This is a genomic window from Hyphomonas sp., from assembly GCF_046313735.1.
In the GTDB taxonomy this organism is placed as follows: domain Bacteria; phylum Pseudomonadota; class Alphaproteobacteria; order Caulobacterales; family Hyphomonadaceae; genus Hyphomonas.
The window spans coordinates 18530-38804 of sequence record NZ_JBKBXW010000031.1 but is presented as its reverse complement, the minus strand read 5'-3'; the positions used below and the strand labels follow the sequence as shown (position 1 = coordinate 38804).

Sequence of the window (20275 nt, the reverse complement as noted above, 5' to 3'; positions counted from 1 at the left end):
CCGCGCGCTGAGCGCGTCGAACCCCGGCTCGGCGGAGGCGAAGCGGGATGTGAGCGTCTCGCTGGAGAAGCTCGGCGATGGGGCGATGCAGGCGGGTGACCTTGCGGCGGCGCAGTCTGCCTATGCGGAGGGGCTTGAGCTTCGCCGCGCCCTCAGCGAGTCCAATCCCGGCTCGGCGCAGGCGAAGCGGGATGTGAGCCTCTCGCTGAACAAGCTCGGCGATGCTGCGATGCAAGCGGGTGACCTTGCGGGGGCGAAGTCCGCCTATGCGGAGGGGCTTGAGCTTCGCCGCGCCCTGAGCGCGTCCAATCCCGGCTCGGCGCAGGCGAAGCGGGATGTGAGCCTCTCGCTGGAGAGGCTCGGCGATGTGGCGGTTCAGGCGGGGGACCTGGAGGGCGCGAAGGCGGCCTATGCGGAGGGGCTTGAGCTTCGCCGCGCGCTGAGCGCGTCGAACCCTGGCTCGGCGGAGGCGAAGCGGGATGTGAGCATCTCGCTGGAGAGGCTCGGCGATGTGGCGGTTCAGGCGGGGGACCTTGCGGGCGCGAAGGCGGCCTATGCGGAGGGGCTTGAGCTTCGCCGCGCGCTGAGCGCGTCCAATCCCGGCTCAGCGCAGGCGAAGCGGGATGTTATTGTCTCACTGTGGAAACTCGCCAATCTCACCGGCGACAAGGCCTTCTGGCGCGAAGCCCTGCCCATTGTCGAAGACATGGCCGCCAAAGGCCAACTCGCCCCGGTGGATGCCCCAATGCTCGACCGCATCCGCCAGCAGGCCGCAGACTAAGCGCGCCCCCGCCCCGCCCGCAGCCCCACCGCAGCGCACAGGCAATCCACCCTTGTCATCGGCGGGCCATCGTTTCAGGATGAGGCCTGCCTCAGGGGTGATGCATGACTGGCCTGTTCAAATTCCTTCTCGTCCTGATGCTCGGGGCGGCGGGTCTCGCCGGCGCCTGGTACGTCTTCGCGGACCGCTCGCTGGGCCTGCCCGCGCTCGCACAGCTCACCGATCCCGCGACCTGGCAGGCGCACCTCATCCCGCTCGCCGGCCTCGGCGCCGGCCTCTTCCTGGGGTTCCTCCTTGCGCGGATCATTCCCGGCGGCGCGTCCCGGCGCCGCGCCCGGAAGGCAGACCTCACCGGCCAGCGCGCGGCGGACGCGCTCATCGCGGCGGCGCCGCTGCATATCGGCTATGGCGTGCTCCGCCTCGGCGCCGAGGCGGCCGGCCGGCTCGCCGCCGCGCGCCCCGCTGCCGCCCGCCTGCTGGCTGCAGGACTGTTCGATGAGGGCTTCGCCGCCCTCCGCAAGGCCGCGCGCCGGGGCGGCCGGTCCGCGCCCGGCCTCTGGCGCGACCTCGGCATCGCTGCCTTCCATATCCGGCCGGAGCTGTCACTCGAAGCGCTGCGCCGCGCCGCGCCGGAGATGCAGGGCGATTTCCAGGCCCTGTTCTTCCGCGCCCGGGCCGAGCGGGTGATCGCCGGCGACGCTGCCGCCTCGGACGCAGCCCTCGACGCCGCCTTCCAGCGCGCCCGCAACCGGCGGGACCAGTGCTACGCTCTCCTCTACCGCGCCCAGATGCTCCATGCAGCCGGGCGCAAGGACGCCGCCGAAGCCGCCTTCGCGCAGGCCGCCGCCATCGCGCGCACGCTCGCCGATGGCAACCCGGACACGCTGGAGGCCAAATGGCTGCTCGCCGTCTGCCTCGATCCCGCCGGCTGGCGCGCCCTGATGCAGGGCGATGCCGCCACCGCCCGGTCGATCCTGGCCGAGACCTCCGCCCTGCGCCGGGAGCTGATCGCGCAGGATGCCGAGCGCGATCCCGTCCAGGCCCGGCTCGCCCTCGGCCATATCCTCAGCGGCCTGCACCGGGCCTGCCTGCAGGCCGGCGACCGCGCCGCCGCCCAGGACGCGCTGCGCGAAGTGGTCCACCTGCGCAGGGAGGTTGTCGCCGCCCGCCCGGACGACACCCCGGCCCGGCGCGAGCTTGCCCGCGCCTGCTTTGGCCTCAGCGAGCTGACCGGCGATCACAGGATGCTCGCCGAAGCCCTCGAGCATATCGAGATCTTCGCCGCCACCGCGCCCGGCCTCGCCGGGGACGACGCCAAGCTCGTCCAGCGCATCCGCGCCCGCACGGCCGCCTGAGGCGCCGCCTCACGGAAGGGCTGGGCAGGGACGCTAAGTAAACCTCCGAATGCATCGCGGACCCTGCCGGGTCTAAACTCAGGCTTCCCCAGCCCGGAGCCTGCCCCCATGTCCATCCGCATCTGCATCATCGACGGCCATCCCGATCCGGACGCCGCCCGCCTCATCCATGCCCTCTGCGACGCCTATGCCGAGGGCGCGACCGGCGCCGGCCATATCGTCACCCGCATCAACATCAGTGAGCTGAGCATCTCGCCCCTCAGCGCCGCCGCAGACTTTGAAACGCCCCCGCCGGAGCCCGTCCTGTCGGAGCGCGAGAAGATCCGCGCAGCCGATCATCTTGTCATCGCGTTTCCGCTCTGGCTCGGCGGGATGCCGGCGAAGCTGCGCGCCTTCTTTGAACAGGCCGCACGGGCCGACTTCTTCCTCGGGCGCGGCGCGGGCGATGCCGCCTGGCCGGCCCAGATGATGAAAGGCAAGTCCGCCCGCACAATCATCACCATGGGAATGCCCGGCCTCGTCTACCGGTTCGTCATGGATGCCGGCGCCCTGAAAGCGCTCGAACGCGGCGTGCTCGGCATTTCCGGCTTCATGCCGGTGAACCACACCATCCTCGGCGGGGCAGGGGACATCACCCCCGACACCTTCCGCCGCTGGACCCGCGACCTGAAAGAACTCGGCCGCACCGCCAGCTGAGCCGCCGCCCCGCGCACCCCTCGCGCCCATGTCATTCCGGCGAGAGCCGGATCCCAGCGTTGACGCTTAAGCCCGCAATTGCTGGTGCACATGGTATGCAGGGATGCCACTAAGCCTCCGATTAACCCCGCCCCATTACCGCCACGGAATCGCCCCGAGCCATACAGGCTTTTAACGGATCGCTCCGACCGCTCGGACGTCTCTTGTATGCGCCGGATGAATGCGGCGTGACGAACCCAAGGAGATAGTCCCCATGATCCGCACGACCCTGATTTCCGCTGCTGCCATCGCTGCAGCTGCCCTTTCGGCCCATGCTGGCGAGAAGCCGCTCTTCGCCGACATCGACACCAATTTCGACGGTGTCATCACCCAGGACGAGTTCCTCGCCTATGCCGTGGAATCCGGCAAGCACACGGCTGAGGAAGCCGCTGAGAAGTTCGAGAAAATGGCCGGCGATGACGGTGTCATCACGCTCGAAGAATGGACGGAAGCCATGATCAAGTATGACGAGCGCCAGGCCGAAGGCAGCTCGGACTACTGAGGCCAGAGGCGGGGGTAGCGCCCTTACGCCTCTCGCATCACCCTCCCGTCCGGGTGGCTGCCCCGGGGGCCTGTCTCCGAAAGGAGGCAGGCCTTTCCCGTGTGCGCCCTGCGCAGGCAGGCCCTTCCGATTTCGCCCAGTCCGGTTAGAGGTGAGCGCTGCACCGATCATCAGGCCCGCGCCCACCCCGTGACAGACAACCGCTTCGATTTCATCCGGCTTTTCCTCGCCGCCAGCGTCATGGTCTACCACGCCGTCGCCCTTGGCGCGGCGGTGCCCTTCAGCCAGCTGGAACTCCGCCTCGCCATCCTGGCCGAAATCGCTATCCAGGGCTTCTTCATCGTCTCGGGCCTCCTCGTCGCAAGCTCCCTCGAGCGCTCGAAGACGCTGGGGGACTATACCGGAAAGCGCATCCGCCGGCTCTACCCCGCCTATGCCACCATCATCCTCGTCCCCGCCGCGATCAGCTTCTGGCTGACGCGCGACCTCACCGGCGTCGGCGCCTACCTCGCTGCCAATCTCGTCTTCCTGAATTTCCTCGCGCCGGACCTGCCGGGCCTGTTCGAGGGCCAGCGGTTCACCGCCGTCAATGGCGCGCTCTGGACCTTGAAGATCGAGGTGATGTTCTACATCGCCCTGCCCATCATCCTCTGGGTGCTTGCCCGTTTCGGCCGCCTCTGGTGGATCGGCATTGCGCTCCTCTATGCCGGCGGCGAGCTCTGGGCGTATTTCGTGCCCCGCCTCGTGCCCGGCGGCCTCGGGATAGAGCTGGCCCGCCAGCTGCCCGGCCAGATGGCCTATTTCGCTATGGGCATCGCCCTGTGGAAAGCGCTGCCTCACATCCAGCACCGTTGGGTCCGGCTCGCCCTTGCCGGCACGGGCCTCTTCGGCGCCTCACTGATCCATCCGGACCTTGCCTTCCTGCGCGCCTTCGGGCTTGCCGGCCTCATCGGCGCGCTCGCCTGGGCGCCGGGCTGGAAGCCGAACGCCGCCCGTTTTGGCGATATCAGCTACGGCCTCTACATCACCCATTTCCCGATCCTGCAGGCCCTTGTCGCCGGCGGTTTCGCGGCCAGCCTCGGCTTTCCCGCCTTCATGGCCCTCGGCGCCGGCCTCAGCATCCTGGCCAGCCTCGCCCTGTGGCATCTCGTCGAGCGGCCCGCCTTGCGCCCGTCCAGCCACTATCGCAAGGTCACAGCACAAGCCGGGCGCTGACGCTCGCTGCCCGGCACAACAAGACACCTCAGGGAGCCCGCCATGCGCGATCCGGATTACGACCTCATCACTCTGGAGGCGACGCCCGAAGGCCTTGCCGTCGTCACCCTCAACCGGCCGGACGTTCACAACGCCTTCAATGCCGAGCTGATTGCCGAGCTCACCGACGTCTTCACGATGATCTCCGAGCAGCCCTCCATCCGCATGATGATCCTGCGCGGGGCAGGGCCGTCCTTCTCCGCCGGCGCCGACCTCGCCTGGATGAAGCGCGCCGCCCTCAACAGCCGCGAGGATAATGAGGCTGATGCCCTGCGCCTCGCCGACATGCTCCGCCGGCTGAACGAGATGCCGCAGATGACGCTCGCCCTGGTTCAGGGCGTGGCGATGGGCGGCGGGGCAGGGCTGGTCGCGGCTTGCGATGTCGCCATCGCCCGCGCGGACGCCCAGTTCCGCTTCTCCGAAGTCCGCCTCGGCCTCACCCCGGCCACGATCAGCCCCTTCGTCATCCAGGCCATCGGCCCGCGCATGGCCCGCGCCCTGTTCGTCACCGCCGAAGGCTTCGATGCGGCGTATGCGGAGAAAATCGGCCTCGTCCACTATGTCGCCGAAACCAGCGACCAGATGGCAGAGCTTGAGGAAAAGATCGCCCGGCTCGTCTTCTCTGCCGCCCCCGGCGCCATCGCCGACGCCAAACGCCTCGTGCGCGATGTCGCCGGCCGCAGCCTCGACAATTCCCTCATGCACGACACCGCAAAGCGCATCGCCGCCCGCCGGTCCTCGGAGGAAGGCAAGGAAGGCATCGCCGCCTTCCTCGAAAAGCGCGCGCCCAGCTGGAAAAGCTGACCGGTTATCCCGGCAGGCCGGGACAGTCCCGGCCTCAGCCGCCGTTCAGGCCCGGTATCGTGATGCCCCAGCTTGCCAGCGTATTCCCGACCGCCGCCACCGGGTCTACCCCTGTCAGCCCTTCGATCTGGCCCCGGAAGAAATAGGCGATCACGGCCAGCATGATGATGTAGATGATGAACTGCATCGCCGATTTCAGGATGAAAGCGCCGGCGCTGCCGCCCACAATGCCGATGGCGCCCATGATCAGCGCGCCTTGCACCGGAGAGATCGTCTCCGAGGTAAGCCCCTGATTATATCCGAGATACGCGCCGATCCCGCCGCCGATAACCCCTGTCAGGCTCGCCAGCTTCACGCCTGAATTATACGCCATGGGTGTCCCCTCATGCTGTCCGGCCTGCAGGTTACGCGATTGGACCGGCCCCACAAAGCCCCTAAATTTGCCGCGCTGCACACCCTGCCTCGCCCTGATTGCGCCGTGCGGGCGGCCGAGTTAATCCCGGCCATGACACTGCCAGACTCAAGCCCGCGCCCTGAAACCCGGCCTTCCGCCCGCCTCCTCGCCCGCCTCCATGCTGCCCGCGAAGCCTTCCGTGCCCGCGCGGTCAAAGGCCCGTGGAGCCTCGCCGCCTTCGAATTCCTCGCCTTCGGCATCAAGCAGGCCTGGGCCTGCCTCTTCGGCGGCGCCATGCTCGCGCTCCTGCTCGCCACCCATTTCCTCTACCCCGAAGGCGCGCCGCTGGCGCGCTATGACTTCCTCGTCCTCGCCGCCCTCGCGCTGCAGGCAATGCTCTTGATGACAGGCCTCGAAACCTGGGAAGAGGCCCGAATCATCCTCGTCTTCCACATCGTCGGCACGATCATGGAGCTGTTCAAGACCGCCGCCGGCAGCTGGATCTATCCCGAGCCAAGCCTCCTGCGCATCGGCGATGTCCCGCTCTTCTCCGGCTTCATGTATGCTGCCGTCGGCTCCTATCTCGCCCGCGTCTGGCGCATCTTCGACTTCCGCTTCACCCGTTTCCCGCCGCTCTTGGCGCAGGGGCTGCTCGCCGCCGCCATCTATGTGAACTTCTTCGCCCATCACTGGACGGTGGACATCCGCCTCGCCCTCTTCGCCGCCACCGTGCTGCTCTATGGCCGCTGCCTCGTCTGGTTCCGCCCCGACGCCGCCCACCGCCCGATGCCGCTGGTCATCGGCTTCCTGCTGGTGGCGCTCTTCATCTGGTTTGCCGAAAACATCGGCACCTTCGCCCGCGCCTGGGCCTATCCGGGCCAGGAGCATGGCTGGCAAATGGTGTCTTTATCCAAGCTCGGTTCATGGTATCTGCTCATGATCATCAGTTTCGTCCTGGTCGCCACCGTCCACCGGGGCCGGACACCCGCCGGAGCCGCGCCATGACCATCGAGAATGACGACCAGCTGCAGAAGCTGCGCCGCGTTGGCAATGTCGTCGCCCGCACCCTGAAAGCCATGGGCGCAGCCCTCGAGCCCGGCATCACGACGCGGGAGCTGGACACGCTCGGCCGCGCGCTGCTGGAGCGTGAAGGCGCCCGCTCCGCGCCCGAGATCACCTATGGCTTTCCCGGCGCCACCTGCATCTCCGTCGGGCCGGACTGCGCCCACGGCATCCCGGACGACACCGTCATCCAGAAGGGCGACCTGGTAAACATCGACGTCTCCGCCGAGCTCGATGGCTATTTCGGCGACACCGGCGCCAGCTTCACCGTCCCGCCGGTCGCCCCCCGCATCCAGCGCCTTTGCCGCGATGGCCGGCGCGCCATGTGGGCCGGCATCCGCGCCGCCAGACCGGGCGGCCCCCTGAACGCGGTCGGCCTCGCCATCGAAAAGTTCGCGCAGAAAAGCGGCTACAGCCTCGTGCGCAACCTCGCCAGCCACGGCGTCGGCCACAGCCTGCATGACGAGCCTTCGGAAATCCCCACCTGGTACGAACCCGGCGACCGCCGCCGGATTCCCGAAGGCCTCGTCTTCACGGTCGAACCCTTCCTCTCGCTCGGCGCAGACTGGGTCGAAGAAAAGGGCGATGGCTGGACCCTCCGCCCGCCGGAACATCAGCCTACGGTCCAATACGAACATACGATCGTCGCCACAAGCAAAGGCCCGATCATCCTCACGCTTGCCTGATCCAGTCTTTCACCGGGCTTCATTCATGCTATCCGTGCGCCATCAGAACAATTGCCCCGGCCAGCGAAAACGCCGGAGCACCGGGAGGCAAAGCCCTTGACCATCACCAAGCTCCTCGTCGCCAACCGGGGCGAGATCGCCGTCCGCATCTTCCGCACCTGCCGCCGCCTTGGCATCGAGACTGTCGCCGTCTATTCCGAGGCCGACCGCGCCGCCCTGCATGTGCGCGAGGCCGATGAGGCCGTCTGCATCGGCGCCTCGCCCGCGCCCGAAAGCTATCTGCGCATCGAGGCGATCCTCGCCGCCGCCAAGGACACCGGCGCAGGCGCCATCCACCCCGGCTACGGCTTCCTGTCGGAAAACGCCGCTTTCGCCGAAGCCGTCACCGCCGCCGGCCTCATCTGGGTCGGCCCGCCGCCCGCAGCCATCCGCGCGATGGGCCCGAAGGACGAAGCCAAACGCATCGCCGAGGAAGCCGGCGTGCCGGTGCTCCCCGGTTATCGCGGCGAAGCACAGGACATCAGCACCCTGACGAAAGCGGCAGAAAAGATCGGCTACCCGCTTCTCATCAAGGCCGTCGCCGGCGGCGGGGGCAGGGGCATCCGCCAGGTCTCGAAGCCTGAAGACCTCGAAGCCGAACTCACCAGTGCCGTGCGCGAAGCCGAATCCGCCTTCGGCGATGGCCGCGTCATGCTCGAAAAACTCGTGCAGCAGCCCCGCCATATCGAAGTCCAGGTGTTCGGCGACGCCCATGGCAACGCCGTCCACCTCTTTGAGCGCGACTGCTCCCTCCAGCGCCGCCGCCAGAAAGTCATCGAGGAAGCGCCCGCCCCCGGTATGCCCGAAGCCGTCCGCAAGGCGATGACCGACGCCTCCGTCAAACTCGCCAAGGCCGTCGGCTATACAGGCGCCGGCACCGTCGAATTCATCGTGGACGGATCAAAACCCCTCGCCGAAGACACCTTCTGGTTCCTCGAAATGAACACCCGCCTCCAGGTCGAACACCCGGTCACCGAAATGATCACGGGGCAGGACCTTGTCGAATGGCAGCTCATCGTCGCCTCGGGCGGAAAACTCCCGCTGAAACAGAAGGATATCCGCGCCCGCGGCCATGCCATCGAGGCCCGGATCTGCGCCGAAGACCCTGCCGACGGCTTCCGCCCCGGCGCCGGCCTCATCCTCGAATTCGGTCTGCTGGAAGAGCCTGACGGCGAAACAATCCGCTGGGACACCGGCTTCGAAACCGGCGACCGCGTGCCCTCCCATTACGACTCGATGATTGCCAAACTGATCGTCTACGGAGGAACCCGCGAGGAAGCCCTCGAACGCCTCACAGACACACTCGCCCATACCCAGCTCGCGGGCATCCCTTGCAATGCCGGCTTCCTGCGCCGCTGCGCCCTGTCGGACGCCTTCGCGGAAGGCACCCACCACGTCAACTGGATCGGCGAACATATCGACGAACTCGCCGCCATCCCTGAAGCGCACCGCGAAGCCAGCCTCGCCGCCGTCACCAGCCTCCTTCTCGATACGGATGAAGACGCGGATTATTCCCCATGGGGTCTGCGCGATGGCTTCCGCCTTAACGCGCCCCCGCGCCGCAGCCTCGTCCTCGCTTGCGACGGGGAAGCTGAACTCTTCGAAGCCGGCGAAGCCCTGCCCGAAGACGCGCCATTCCCTCTGGTCACGGATCTTTCGCCCCGGCGCTACGCCGTCACCTGCGGCGGCGACACCTTCCTCATCACTGTGCCGGAATACAGCGCCGACGCTGAAGCCGCCCTCGGCGGTAATGCGGTGAAAGCCCCTATGCCCGGCAAGCTCCTCAGCCTCACCGCCACCCCCGGCGCGGCGGTGGCGCGCGGCGACACGCTCGCCGTCCTCGAAGCCATGAAAATGGAACACGCCCTCGCCGCCCCCCGCGACGGCATCATCGAAGCCCTCCACGCCGCCCCGGGCCAGCAGGTCGCGGAAGGTGACCTGCTCGTCAGTCTGGTCGAAGAATGACCTTGAACCCCTCTCCCCCGTGGGGGAGAGGGGCAGGGGTGAGGGGGCGTCCGGAAACAGAAATCGCACCGCGATTTCCCGGGCGCCAAATCAAAGACTCCCCCAAATCAAGCTCACCCCGGCCCCGCCACGATCAGGTCATCCCGCAGCTTCGCAATCTCCCCGTCGGAATATCCGATGTCGGAGAGTATTTCGTCCGTATTCTCCCCCAGCGCCGGCGCGCGCACCGGCGCGATCCGCTCGGCGTCTGAAAACGCAATCGGGTTTCCGGGCGTCAGGTAAGTGCCGATACCGGGATGTTCCAGCATCGAGAACATCGGATTATCCGTCGAAATATCTGGGTCTTGCTCCACCGCCTGCTTGAATGTGCGGTAGCGCGACCAGGTCACGGACCGCTCATTGAACACCGCCTCGAACTCGTCGATCCGCCGCGTGTCAAAGAAAGGCTTCAAGACGGCGCTGATCGCATGGCGATGCTCGAACCGCGCGCCCTCCCGGTTGAGGTTCGCGCCCAGCCGCACGGCCAGCTCCTCGAACGCCTCCTGCGTATGCGTCGCCGCCTTGATATTGTCCCACTGGCGCTGGGTCAGCCCCACAATGATGATCCGTCCTCCGCATTTGCAGACAAAATCCTGCGCATATGCTCCGTAGAGGGAGTTTCCCATCTTCGGCCGGTCGACCCCGTTCACAGTCACTTCGCCGATGATGCCAAGATTGCCCAGCATCGCCAGCGCCATGTCCTTCAGCGCCAGCTCCACGATCTGCCCATTCCCCGTCAGCCGCCGGTGGCGCTCCGCCGCGAGGATCCCCAGCGCCGCCTGCTGCCCGGTGATACAGTCCCAGGCCGGCAGCACATGCCCCACCGGCCCCTCGAAATCCTCCGGCCCAGTCGCCGCCGGAAAGCCGACAGCCGGGTTCACGGTATAATCCACCTGCGGCCCGCCCCGCCGGTCCCCGGTCACAGACATCATGATCAGGTCGGCCCGGTGTTTCTTCAGCGCGTCATAATCCATCCATCCGCGTACGCGCAGATTGGTCAGGAAAATGCCATTTCCCTCGCCGGGCTGGCAGATCAGCCGCGTCACGATCTCCTGCCCGCGCGGCGTCGCCATATCCACCGCCAGGCTCCGCTTGCCCTTGTTCAGCCCCGCCCAGAACAGGCTCCGCCCCGTCTTCGTCACAGGCCAACGTGCATGGTCAAGCCCGCCGCGGATCCGGTCAAACCGGATCACATCCGCCCCCATCTGCGCCAGCGTCATGCCCGCCAGCGGCGCCGCCACAAAGGCCGAGCCCTCCACGATCCGCAGGCCCTCCAGGATCTTCACCATTTCGTCCTCCCCGGCCGGCTGTCCCGGCTCAGTACATTGTTATGTCGAAAGAATTAACCCGCCGCCTCCGCCGGTGTCAGCAGCGCGCGCATCCCGGCGGCGCCCGCGCCGTCGCACGTGTGCAGCTCGATCCGCCCGTCCTCAAGCCTCCGTCCACAGACGGAAATCTCGTCATGATCAAACAGCGGCCGCAGCCCCCGGAACTCGAACGCCGCCACCTTCAAGCCCGGCACCCAGCGCCGCGCCGCCTCCATCAGCAGCATCGCCTGCAATGGTCCGTGCACGACGAGGCCGGGGTATTTTTCCGTCTCCATCGCATAGGTGCGGTCATAGTGTATCCGGTGCGCATTGAAGGTCAGCGCCGAGAAGCGGAACAGCAGCACGGCATCAATCGCCAGCCGCTCCCGCCAGTTCCCCTCCGGCACGGCCACAGCCTCCGGCGGCGCAAACACCTCCGGGATCGGAAGATAGACGATGTCCTGCTCTTCCTCCGCCCGCGCCTCGCCGCCCACGGACCAGACATGCCGCACCGTGACGAACACCATCGTGCCCGCCCGGCCGGATTTCTCCGCCACTTTCAGGATTTCGGAGGTCTTCGCCGCCTCCTCGCCGATCCGCAGCGGCGCATGAAACCGGCACCGGCTGCCGGCCCACATCCGCCGGGGCAGGGCCACCGGCGGAAGGAACCCGCCGAGCTTCGGATGCCCGTCGCGCCCCATCTCCGAGGCCCGCGCCTGCGGCAGGAAATACAGCCACTGCCACAGCGGCGGCAATTCCGCCCCCGGGCCAAACCCCTCCTTCTCCTGATCAAGTGTCGCCGCCAGACCCTTCGCCGGCGCGCTCGCCAGCGTTTCAGTGCGCGCCTCTGTGCGCCCAGTCCAGCTCTCAAGGGTCGCGGCGTCCATGGCGGCCAGCCTTCCGCCCGGCCGTCAACCTGCCGGGTCGTTGCTCATCTGGCAAACTTAGTCCGCCCGCATCGCCCGGCAAGGGCGCCGCCATCGACACAGCACGGCGGGGCAGGGGCTCAGCTGAGCTGCAGCCCCTCCAGCGCCCCGTCCTCCCGCCATTTCTTCAGGATACGGAAATAAGCGTTCGGCCCCTCGCCATAGGAATTGTTCTGCGCGGCGCGGTCGCTCGGCTTGCCTTCATTGTTGTAATAGCCGGGCGTGCATTCCTCCAGGAATTGCTGGCGCATCACGGCCTTCTCGATGATGCGCTGCACCCAGGCGGCCTCGCCCTCCGCGCTCGCCTCGAACACGCCGGCCTGCCGCCCCTTCACTTCGGAGAGGATATAGCCGATCTGCTCGGCCTGCTCGTCCAGAAGGTGGGGATAATTCGCGGTAAAGCCCGCCTGTCCCGGCCCCATCAGGAACATGTTGGGAAATCCGTGTACGGCCAGCCCATGCAGGCTGCGCATACCCTCGGCCCAATGCCCCTTCAGGTGCAAACCCCCGCGCCCCACAGGGTCATACCCCGCCCGGCGCGTATAGTCCGTACCCACCTCAAATCCCGTCGCATAGACGAGGCAGTCGACCTTGTAGGCCTTGCCGTCCACAACCACAGAATCCTCCGTGATCCGCTCAACGCCTTGTCCGCCGGTATCCACCAGCGTCACATTCGGGCGGTTGAATGCGGCGAGGTATCCGTCATGAAAGCAAGGCCGCTTGCAGAACTGTCGATACCACGGCTTCAGCTTCGCCGCCGTCTCTGCATCGCCGATAACCTCATCAACGCGTGCTCGCACCTGTTCCATCTTCTTGAAATCGGCTAGCTCGGCCAGCTCCGCCAGCCGCTCGGGGGAAAGCCCATGCCGGTCGCCCTTGGAGGCGATGAACAGGATGTTGCGGATAATGTCCGTCCACCCATCATTCACCAAATCCTCTGGCTCATAGCCGCCGGAGACGAGCGTATTGAAATTCTCCATCCGCCGCCGCTGCCAGCCGGGCTCCAGGCTCCTCGCCCAGTCCTCATCCGTCGGCCGGTCTCCGCGCACATCAATGGAGGAAGGCGTGCGCTGGAACACGTAAAGATGCTTCGCCCCTTCGGCCAGGTGCGGCACGCATTGCACCGCCGTCGCCCCCGTCCCGATGATGCCGACCACCTTGTCGCTGAGCTTGTCCAGCCCGCCCGCGCTCGTTCCGCCCGTATACTGATAATCCCAGCGGCTCGTATGAAAGCTGTGGCCCTTATAGCTCTCCACGCCCGGAATGCCGGGCAGTTTCGGCCGGTTCAGCGGCCCGTTCGACATGATCACGAACTGCGCCGTAAACCGGTCATCCCGGTCGGTCAGGATCGTCCAGCGCCGCGCCGCCTCGTCCCATTCCATCCCCGTGATGCCGGTGCCGAGCAGCGCGTTTTCATACAGCCCGAAATGCCGCGCAATCCGCGCGGAATGTTCGAGGATTTCCGGCGCCTTGGAATATTTCTCGCGCGGCATATAGCCGGTCTCTTCCAGCAGCGGCAGGTAGATATAGCTCTCGATATCGCACGCCGCCCCGGGATAGCGGTTCCAGTACCAGGTGCCGCCGAAATCCCCGCCCTTTTCGATCATGCGGATGTCGCTGAAGCCCGCCTTGCGCAGGCGCGCCGCCGCCAGAAGCCCGCCAAAGCCCCCGCCGATCACCGCCACTTCCACATGGTCGGTGACAGGGGCGCGCGCCACACGCTCCGTATACGGGTCTTCGAGATAGTGCGCGAACTGGCCGGCGATGTTCAGGTATTGCTCATTCCCGTCCGCGCGCAGGCGCCGGTCGCGCTCGGCGCGGTAGCGCGCGCGCAGCGCCTCGGGGTCAAAGCCAAGATCGAGCTCGCCATCATCGGCCATACGCATCTCCTCCGCCGGGCGGGCGGGCCGCATCGGCCCAGTCTCTCATCCCGAACCCCAAGATTACCCCCAATCCCCACCCCTCGACAGACCTCACGCCGGGGCAGCCGCCGGGTCAGGGCGCCAGCGAAACCGGCCAACGAGGAGGCAAAGGCCGCAAGCCGGCCGCGCCTATTCCGCCAGCAACCGCCGGAACACAGGCGTCTCCACCATGCGGCGCCCGTAATGTTCCATGCCGGCGACGGTCCAGTGCTGGGTGTCGGTATAGCCGAGCTCGGTGCCGATCATGATCTCGCAGACTAGGTTCGGGCAAACGGCCTCGGTCTTGGAGATGAAGGCCACCCCGGTTTCCTCCGCAATCGCTTTCAGCCGCGCATCGAAATCATCGAAGATTCGGCTGCGGCGGCCCCATGCACTCTCATTGATGCTGTCAAAGGTCGGCATCGCGCGGAATGTCACATCCGGATTTCCGCTCAGTTCCGGAACGCGCCCCATGATCAGGATTCTGGCCTGTGTCGCGGCTTTCACGCTTTCCATCGTCCGTTTCACATAAGGCAGGGTCTCCGGCCGCCAGGCCTCTGAAAACACCACGATATCCGGCTTCGCGCCGAGGATCATCTGGATGAACTCGTCGTGAAAGTTCTCGCAGAATCCCGGGACGCGGGTCTGATCCTGCCCATGCCGTTCGTAAAGCTGAGGGATAGGGATCGTGATACTGTCCCGGCTCAGTGGGTCGCAGAGATGGTGCAGCAGCACGACATTGGCTTTGTCGTCCCCAAGTGTTAGCTGGAGCGCCAGCCCAAAATCAACAGCATGGGAATCGCCCAGCACGGCGATGGTCTTGCGGTTCGGCGCGAGGTTGCCTGTGCTGCGCTCGGCGATGAGTTGGCGGGCGCGCTCAAGCTCCGCCCGGCGATCCGGTATCGCGTCCAGCACCTCACGCACAGTTGGCTGCGCCCCGGCCGCCCCCCCCTTCGCCGGCCCCGGCGAGGACGGTTGCGGGCGCAGAGGGCGGGAACAGGGCGGCGCGCATATTGGGCCAGGTGAAGTTGAAGGCGAGGGCAAGGGCGATCATGCCGGGGGCCATGGCGATGACGGGGAATCGGAACTTCGGCAGGGCGATGCCGGCGGACGGCTGCTCGACCCATTGATACATCAGCTCGCCGAGATACAGCGTCGCCAGCGTCAGCAGCAGGATCGCGGTCAGGTCCAGCTGGCCGGGATAGAGGATCTTGTAGAACACCACCATCGGCCAGTGGACGAGATAGGAGGAGTAGGAGGCGAGCCCGACGCGCAGGATGGGCTGGGTGAAGGCCGAGCGCACATTCAGCGCCGGATGGTTCGCCCCGATGATCAGGGCGGTGCCGATGACGACCGCCGCGCTGCCAAAGCCGGGGAAGGCGGAATGCTCCGTGGTCGTCAGCAGGCCATAGGCGATGCCGGCAAAGGCCGCCAGCACGATCAGCGAGCGGCTCCATCGCGGCAGCCTGTGCATCGGGATGCCGGTCATCAGCGCGCCCAGAGCAAACTCGTGCACACGGAACGGGAAGTGGTAGAAGACGGTGTTGGCGTCGAGGTTCAGGAACAGGGCGGCGGAGGCGGACAGGAGGCCGGCAACCGCAACCGCGATCATCAGGTGGCGGCGCAGGAAGACCAGCACGAACATCGGCCAGAAGATGTAGAACTGCTCCTCGACCGAGAGCGACCAGGTGTGCAGCAGCGGCTTGTAGATGCTGTCAGTGTCGAAATAATCGGCGATGGACCAGAAGAAGATGTTCGACACATAGGCCGACGCCGCGACCGCCGAAAGGGCATACTCGGCCAGCAGCGCCCGGGGCAGGATCAGCACGGCCACTGCGCTCGTCAGCAGCAGGGTGACGGCGAGGGCCGGGAACAGCCTGCGGATGCGCCGGGCATAGAAGTTGACGAAGGAGAAGGAGCCGCCGGCGACCTGCTCGCGCAGGTGGAGGGTGATCAGATAGCCGGAGATGACAAAGAACATGTCGACGCCAAGGAAGCCGCCGCTGAGGGCGGTGACGTCGAAATGGAACAGGATCACCGCCAGCACGGCCACCGCGCGCAGGATATCAATATCCGCCCGCCGGCTGTGCGCCCCCGCACCAGCCACATCCGTCCCTCCCGGCGCACCCCGCGCCCCGGCGCTCATCGTATCCGGCATTCTGCGCGCGGTCCCCTCGCTGCTCGAACTACCCTTCGCTTCGCCGTCCGATTGCCGCAAGTCAATCAAAAAATCCCGTTTCGCGGGGCGGCAGCCCGATCCTGCCAAAGGCTCTGGCGCCAGCCCCTCCGCCCGGCCCGCCCGCAAAAACCCCCGCAAAAAAAGATGACACACCGCCCCGCCCGGTCTTATCTGTCCGAAAGGTGAACCGGGGCGCCCTGTGGTTGATGTCTTCATTTCCTATGCCCGCAGGCAGCGGCACATCGCAGAGCCGCTGAAGGACCGGCTTGTGGCGCTTGGGCTGGACGTATTCTTCGATATCGAGGGCATCGATGGCGGGTCGGTCTTTCCCGATGTCATCACCCGGGCGCTCGACTCCTCGAAGGCGGTTCTGACGTGTTGGTCGCCGCTCTATTTCACGCGGCCCTGGTGCCTGACAGAAGCCCGCGAGGGCAAGGCTCGCGACGTCCTGGTGCCGGTGATCATCGAGGCCTTCGACCGCACGGCGCCGCCCGCCGACCTTCGCCACGTCAACTATTATGATCTTACCGCATGGCAGGGCGAGGACACCCACGAGAACTGGAATCTGACGCTGCAGCGGCTCAGCCGTCTCGTCGGGCGCAAACTTGCGCCGCAGCTGATGACCGGCCCGTCTGGCGACGCGCGAATAACTCAGCCTGCGCCGGAGCCTCCGCCTGCGGCCAGCGCGCGCATCGACGTGCTCGCCGACCTGCGCGCCACATGGGGAACCTTCCCGGCGCGCGGCAATGCCGATTCCGTCGCCCGCTTCCTCCAAAGGGTGCAGGGCGCGGCGTCAGGGTCTGGCCTCGAATTCGAGGTCGAGCATCATCTGGACGAGCTGCGCCGCGTGGCTGAGGCCGAAAAAAATGCTGCGGGAGAGACAGCCGCGCGCGCAGCCGAAGCGTCGCGCCGGCAGAAGCCGGGCACAGAGTTCCGCGACGGTGAAGGCCTGCCCCTGATGGTGACCCTGCCGCAGGGCAGCTTCCGGATGGGAAGCCCGGATACTGAAAAGGATCGCCAAGCCAATGAAGGCCCGGTGCACGATGTGCGCATCGGCTATGCATTGGCTGTGGGTAAGTATCCGGTGACGGTTGGCGAGTTCCGCCGCTTCATCGAGGCCAAAGGTCATGATACCGGGAACAGCGCCTTCACGTGGGGAGTTGGCGCTGGATGGCACAACACAATTGGACGGGGATGGAGTCGACCTGGTTTTGTTCAGGACGATAGCCACCCTGTGACTTGTGTCAGTTGGCAAGATGCGCAGGCCTATGTTGCGTGGGCTGCCGAGCAGGTAGCCTTACCTTACCGTCTGATGTCGGAAGCAGAATGGGAATTTGCTTGCCGCGCAGGAACCAATACACGTTATGCGTTTGGGGATAATCTCGCCGTCGACATTGCTAACTTCGGTAAAAGCAACGGCGGTACGACTCGGGTTAGTTCCTTCTCTTCTAATGCCTTTGGCCTTTGCGACATGCATGGGAATGTTTGGGAATGGACGCAGGACTGCGCGTACAGTAGCCATGCAGGCGCACCATCGGACGGTTCGGCAAGGACGAACGGAGAAGGCACTGCACGCATCGTTCGCGGCGGTTCCTGGAATAGTTATCCTGAACTCCTCCGCTCGGCTTACCGCAAATGGGAAGACTCAACTACCCGGAGCTACAACATCGGCTTCCGTGTGGCCCGGACGTTTTAAGCCCCTCTTTCTCTCGGCGAAGCGGCCGGAGGCCGCGCAGCCTTGCGCCCGTGAGACCATCCGCACCGATGCCCACAAAGTGCCCCCAAACGCTGGCCCTGTGCCTCAAAATTGGCTAGGTCGTCGGGACAGGTGAGGCATTGCGGAGGGACAAGGCCATGGACAACGACACGACAGAAGCGGCCCAGACAGGCTGGCTGGCGCGGCTGATGCGGGCCTGGCGGGCCGCTTTGCGCGGGCCGGATGTGGGCCGGGTCCCGGCGCGGCGCTTCTTCCTGCTCGGCGCCTCGGCCTTTGCGCTCAGTACTGCCGCCGCCTGCCAGACGAATCAGCCGGCCCCGGCGCCTCCGCCGCCGCCCGCTGCGCCCCCGCCGCCGCCTCCGCCGGTTGCGTCTGAGCCGCCCCTTCGGTCTCCGCCGCCACCGCCGCGCCCGCCGCCGGTGACATCAGACCTGCGCGGCCCGGTCCCGCCCGCCGCAACTGTCGGGGCCTTGTCCGTCCCCCAGAGCGACGCCCTGCCGCCTTTCCCCTGGCAGCCGCCCCGGCCCACCGCGCGGCTCGAGCTGACCCAGTTCGCCGGCCCGCAATACCAGACCCTCGGCGCCATCGCTGACCGTCTGGAAGCGGCGGCCAACACCGCCGGCCTCAGCGATGTCACCTATTTCTCGGTGCCGAACGGCTTTGCGATGCTCTCGCGGCCCGAGCGGATTGATGGCCAGCTGACGCCGCTTGTCCCGCGTTATGATGGCGGCGAGGAGGGTATGCTGGAAAGCCTGTTCCGCTTCCTCTCCGGCGCCTTCTCCAGCACGATCGACCGGCGCCAGATCGCCCTCATCGTCACCAACCGGGTGATCGCGCCGACCTCCACCCTCGTGGACTATACCCCCGCCCAGCTTGAAGCCGTCTTCGGGCGGGGCATCCCGGAGCTGCCGGAGGACGTGCGCCGCGCGGCCCGCCCCGAGGGGTGCAAGGTCACCGCGATGGTCTACCACTTCCGGCGCGGCGGCAATGACCGCCTCAGCCAGAGCTTCGCCGACGCGCCCCAGGAAAGCACCATCGCCCGGCAGCACCTTGTCCGGGCGGGCCTTTCGGCCCTCATCTGATCCCGGCCCGATGGACGCTGCGGAGCCCAACGGAATGAGCGCCCCGGAACCGCCCGGCGGGCCCGCCCGGGCGCTCATCCTCACCATCCATGGCACCAATGACGGTGTCCCCGGCAAGGAGAAGGACACCAAATGGTGGCAGGTGTCCTCAGGTTTCGTCCGTGAGCTGAAGACCCGCCTCTCCGCCCGGGGGCTTGAGGCGGATGTGGAGGAATTCCTCTGGGGCGGCGCCAACAGCGCCTTCGCGCGCGAGCAGGGCTCCATCGCCCTCATGCGCCGCGTGCGCCAGCAAGCCAAATCCTATGACGAGATCCACCTGATCGGCCATTCCCATGGCGGCAATGTCGCCGTCGACGCTGCCCGCCGCGCCGCCTGGGGACGGGAGCGGAAAGGCATCTTCTTCCGCGGCAAGCCGGCGAACATCACCAGCCTCACCACGGTCGGCACGCCCTTCCTGCGCCCGCTCGCGCGCAATTCCGATTACCTCTACGCGCTGGCCTTCGTCGTGCTGATGCTCGTCGCCGCGCTCGCCTTCGCCGTCGTCCCGGCAATCACCGCCTGGAACATCGCGCGCCTCGCCTTCGAGCCCGGTGACACCTCGCAACTGTCCGGCCAGCTGACCGCCTCGGCCATCAGCCTCATCTTCTTCATCCCCTCGGCGCTGCTCCTGTTCCAGCGATGGCTGCGCCTGCGCTGGATCGGGCGGCTGAAACGCAGCGGCGCCCTGCGGGCCAACCTCCTCTCCATCTGGCACCCGGATGATGAAGCCATCGGCGGCCTGAAGCGCGCCGAGGCCTTCAACCCCGTTCTCGTCTCTCCCGGCACCCTGTGGAGCGCGGGCCACCGCTTCGGTGCCATGACTGGCTCAGCCATCTTCGTCTGCTTCGGCCTGCTGATCCTGCCGCTCGTTGCCGTGCTCCTCATCGCCGGGTCGCTGGACGTCCCGCTCCTCGGCCGGATCGAAATCCCCAACATTGCCGGGGCCAGCCTCAACATCGCGGTCTTCACCATCCTCAGCCTCGGCTTGGTCTTCGTCCTTGCGGCCGGCCTCTATGCCTTCATACGCCTCATCTTCGCCGCCACCGAACTCCTCGGGCGCGGCTTCCTGAATGCGAATGCTGTCGGCGCCCTGAAGGGTTTCGCCTTCGGCGGCGACACCGGCCAGCCCCTCGGCGAGGTCAGCGAGCGCCCGCATTTCTATGAAGGCATCGTCTGGGAAGTGCCCGCGCCGCTGGCAAAGAGGATGATCGACGAAACGCTGGAGACGCTGACCGGCTTCCTGGCCCGCCACCGCGCCTCGCTCTTCGGTGTCACGGTCGGGTCAGACTGGATGCGCGACATCGCCGAAGACGACGACACCTGGAACAGCCTCATCCACACCACCTATTTCGCCCATCCCGAAATCGCCGAGCGTATCGCCGTCCACATCGCCGGCGCACACGACACCCCTGACTGACTGGCCGGATTGACGCAGGCCCTGCCATACCCCTGTTACATTCCCACCCTATGCCCGGTACAAGTTCTGACCGCCGAAGAGGAGACCCAGC

At 66.7% G+C, this 20275-nt stretch carries 17 protein-coding genes and 1 pseudogene; 12 read left to right on the top strand and 6 right to left on the bottom strand.

Annotated features, from left to right (window positions below):
- The 6 genes and pseudogenes from ACK4SV_RS14345 to ACK4SV_RS14320 all read left to right on the top strand — a co-directional run.
- Positions 1-781: pseudogene (locus ACK4SV_RS14345) on the top strand (hypothetical protein); the annotation flags it as partial.
- 104 nt (positions 782-885) lie between these two features.
- Complete coding sequence (locus ACK4SV_RS14340) at positions 886-2136, top strand: hypothetical protein (protein ID WP_409918531.1); 1251 nt, start codon at positions 886-888, stop codon at positions 2134-2136.
- Between the two features lie 108 nt (positions 2137-2244).
- A complete protein-coding gene (locus tag ACK4SV_RS14335) occupies positions 2245-2832 on the top strand; it encodes an NAD(P)H-dependent oxidoreductase (RefSeq protein ID WP_409918530.1) in 588 nt (195 codons plus the stop codon).
- A gap of 253 nt (positions 2833-3085) precedes the next feature.
- The gene (locus ACK4SV_RS14330; RefSeq protein WP_409918529.1) at positions 3086-3373 is read left to right on the top strand and encodes a hypothetical protein; all 288 of its coding nucleotides are present in this window, start codon (positions 3086-3088) and stop codon (positions 3371-3373) included.
- Between the two features lie 189 nt (positions 3374-3562).
- Complete coding sequence (locus ACK4SV_RS14325) at positions 3563-4588, top strand: acyltransferase family protein (RefSeq protein ID WP_409918528.1); 1026 nt, start codon at positions 3563-3565, stop codon at positions 4586-4588.
- A 42-nt stretch (positions 4589-4630) separates the two neighbouring features.
- Positions 4631-5431: an enoyl-CoA hydratase-related protein gene (locus tag ACK4SV_RS14320; RefSeq protein ID WP_409918527.1), complete on the top strand. Its 801-nt coding sequence runs from the start codon at positions 4631-4633 to the stop codon at positions 5429-5431.
- Positions 5432-5465: 34 nt separating this feature from the next.
- Here the strand turns inward: ACK4SV_RS14320 and ACK4SV_RS14315 are convergent, their stop codons facing one another.
- Entirely contained in the window at positions 5466-5804 is a 339-nt protein-coding gene (locus ACK4SV_RS14315) for a hypothetical protein (protein WP_409918526.1), read from the bottom strand.
- Positions 5805-5936: 132 nt separating this feature from the next.
- Between ACK4SV_RS14315 and ACK4SV_RS14310 the strand changes: the two genes are divergently transcribed.
- The 3 genes from ACK4SV_RS14310 (at position 5937) to ACK4SV_RS14300 (ending at position 9577) form a co-directional block, all read left to right on the top strand.
- Entirely contained in the window at positions 5937-6830 is an 894-nt protein-coding gene (locus tag ACK4SV_RS14310; protein ID WP_409918525.1) for a DUF817 domain-containing protein, read from the top strand.
- Positions 6827-7573, top strand: coding sequence for a type I methionyl aminopeptidase (gene map, locus ACK4SV_RS14305; RefSeq protein ID WP_409918524.1), 747 nt, complete (start codon positions 6827-6829; stop codon positions 7571-7573). Before ACK4SV_RS14310 ends, map begins: the two co-directional genes overlap by 4 nt.
- Positions 7574-7669: 96 nt before the next feature.
- On the top strand, positions 7670-9577 hold the full coding sequence (locus ACK4SV_RS14300; RefSeq protein WP_409918523.1) for an acetyl/propionyl/methylcrotonyl-CoA carboxylase subunit alpha: 1908 nt from the start codon (positions 7670-7672) through the stop codon (positions 9575-9577).
- A gap of 113 nt (positions 9578-9690) precedes the next feature.
- Here ACK4SV_RS14300 and ACK4SV_RS14295 read toward each other — a convergent pair whose 3' ends face one another.
- The 5 genes from ACK4SV_RS14295 to ACK4SV_RS14275 all read right to left on the bottom strand — a co-directional run bounded on the left by ACK4SV_RS14295 (position 9691) and on the right by ACK4SV_RS14275 (position 15908).
- Entirely contained in the window at positions 9691-10905 is a 1215-nt protein-coding gene (locus ACK4SV_RS14295; protein ID WP_409918522.1) for a CoA transferase, read from the bottom strand.
- 53 nt (positions 10906-10958) lie between these two features.
- Positions 10959-11810 carry a MaoC family dehydratase N-terminal domain-containing protein gene (locus ACK4SV_RS14290; protein WP_409918521.1) on the bottom strand — a complete coding sequence of 284 codons (852 nt, stop codon included), beginning with the start codon at positions 11808-11810 and terminating at the stop codon, positions 10959-10961.
- A gap of 119 nt (positions 11811-11929) precedes the next feature.
- Positions 11930-13729, bottom strand: a complete 1800-nt coding sequence (locus tag ACK4SV_RS14285) for a flavin-containing monooxygenase (RefSeq protein WP_409918520.1) — start codon at positions 13727-13729, stop codon at positions 11930-11932.
- Positions 13730-13900: 171 nt separating this feature from the next.
- Positions 13901-14674: an SGNH hydrolase domain-containing protein gene (locus ACK4SV_RS14280; RefSeq protein WP_409918519.1), complete on the bottom strand. Its 774-nt coding sequence runs from the start codon at positions 14672-14674 to the stop codon at positions 13901-13903.
- Positions 14667-15908, bottom strand: a complete 1242-nt coding sequence (locus tag ACK4SV_RS14275; RefSeq protein WP_409918518.1) for an acyltransferase family protein — start codon at positions 15906-15908, stop codon at positions 14667-14669. The genes ACK4SV_RS14280 and ACK4SV_RS14275 overlap by 8 nt, the downstream gene beginning before the upstream one ends.
- 220 nt (positions 15909-16128) lie before the next feature.
- Here ACK4SV_RS14275 and ACK4SV_RS14270 point away from each other — a divergent pair, with 220 nt between their 5' ends.
- The 3 genes from ACK4SV_RS14270 (at position 16129) to ACK4SV_RS14260 (ending at position 20184) form a co-directional block, all read left to right on the top strand.
- Entirely contained in the window at positions 16129-17625 is a 1497-nt protein-coding gene (locus tag ACK4SV_RS14270; protein ID WP_409918517.1) for an SUMF1/EgtB/PvdO family nonheme iron enzyme, read from the top strand.
- 158 nt (positions 17626-17783) lie between these two features.
- Positions 17784-18728 carry a hypothetical protein gene (locus tag ACK4SV_RS14265; RefSeq protein WP_409918516.1) on the top strand — a complete coding sequence of 315 codons (945 nt, stop codon included), beginning with the start codon at positions 17784-17786 and terminating at the stop codon, positions 18726-18728.
- Positions 18729-18762: 34 nt separating this feature from the next.
- Positions 18763-20184 carry a hypothetical protein gene (locus ACK4SV_RS14260; RefSeq protein WP_409918515.1) on the top strand — a complete coding sequence of 474 codons (1422 nt, stop codon included), beginning with the start codon at positions 18763-18765 and terminating at the stop codon, positions 20182-20184.
- The last annotated feature ends 91 nt before the right edge of the window (positions 20185-20275 follow it).

Bases quoted from the DNA above. Each gene is read 5' to 3' on its own strand.
- ACK4SV_RS14340 (WP_409918531.1), top strand. From the start codon at position 886: ATGACTGGCCTGTTCAAATTCCTTCTCGTCCTGATGCTCGGGGCGGCG.
- ACK4SV_RS14335 (WP_409918530.1), top strand. From the start codon at position 2,245: ATGTCCATCCGCATCTGCATCATCGACGGCCATCCCGATCCGGACGCC.
- ACK4SV_RS14330 (WP_409918529.1), top strand. From the start codon at position 3,086: ATGATCCGCACGACCCTGATTTCCGCTGCTGCCATCGCTGCAGCTGCC.
- ACK4SV_RS14320 (WP_409918527.1), top strand. From the start codon at position 4,631: ATGCGCGATCCGGATTACGACCTCATCACTCTGGAGGCGACGCCCGAA.
- ACK4SV_RS14315 (WP_409918526.1), bottom strand. From the start codon at position 5,804: ATGGCGTATAATTCAGGCGTGAAGCTGGCGAGCCTGACAGGGGTTATC.
- ACK4SV_RS14310 (WP_409918525.1), top strand. From the start codon at position 5,937: ATGACACTGCCAGACTCAAGCCCGCGCCCTGAAACCCGGCCTTCCGCC.
- map (WP_409918524.1), top strand. From the start codon at position 6,827: ATGACCATCGAGAATGACGACCAGCTGCAGAAGCTGCGCCGCGTTGGC.
- ACK4SV_RS14295 (WP_409918522.1), bottom strand. From the start codon at position 10,905: ATGGTGAAGATCCTGGAGGGCCTGCGGATCGTGGAGGGCTCGGCCTTT.
- ACK4SV_RS14290 (WP_409918521.1), bottom strand. From the start codon at position 11,810: ATGGACGCCGCGACCCTTGAGAGCTGGACTGGGCGCACAGAGGCGCGC.
- ACK4SV_RS14285 (WP_409918520.1), bottom strand. From the start codon at position 13,729: ATGGCCGATGATGGCGAGCTCGATCTTGGCTTTGACCCCGAGGCGCTG.
- ACK4SV_RS14275 (WP_409918518.1), bottom strand. From the start codon at position 15,908: ATGCCGGATACGATGAGCGCCGGGGCGCGGGGTGCGCCGGGAGGGACG.
- ACK4SV_RS14265 (WP_409918516.1), top strand. From the start codon at position 17,784: ATGGACAACGACACGACAGAAGCGGCCCAGACAGGCTGGCTGGCGCGG.
- ACK4SV_RS14260 (WP_409918515.1), top strand. From the start codon at position 18,763: ATGAGCGCCCCGGAACCGCCCGGCGGGCCCGCCCGGGCGCTCATCCTC.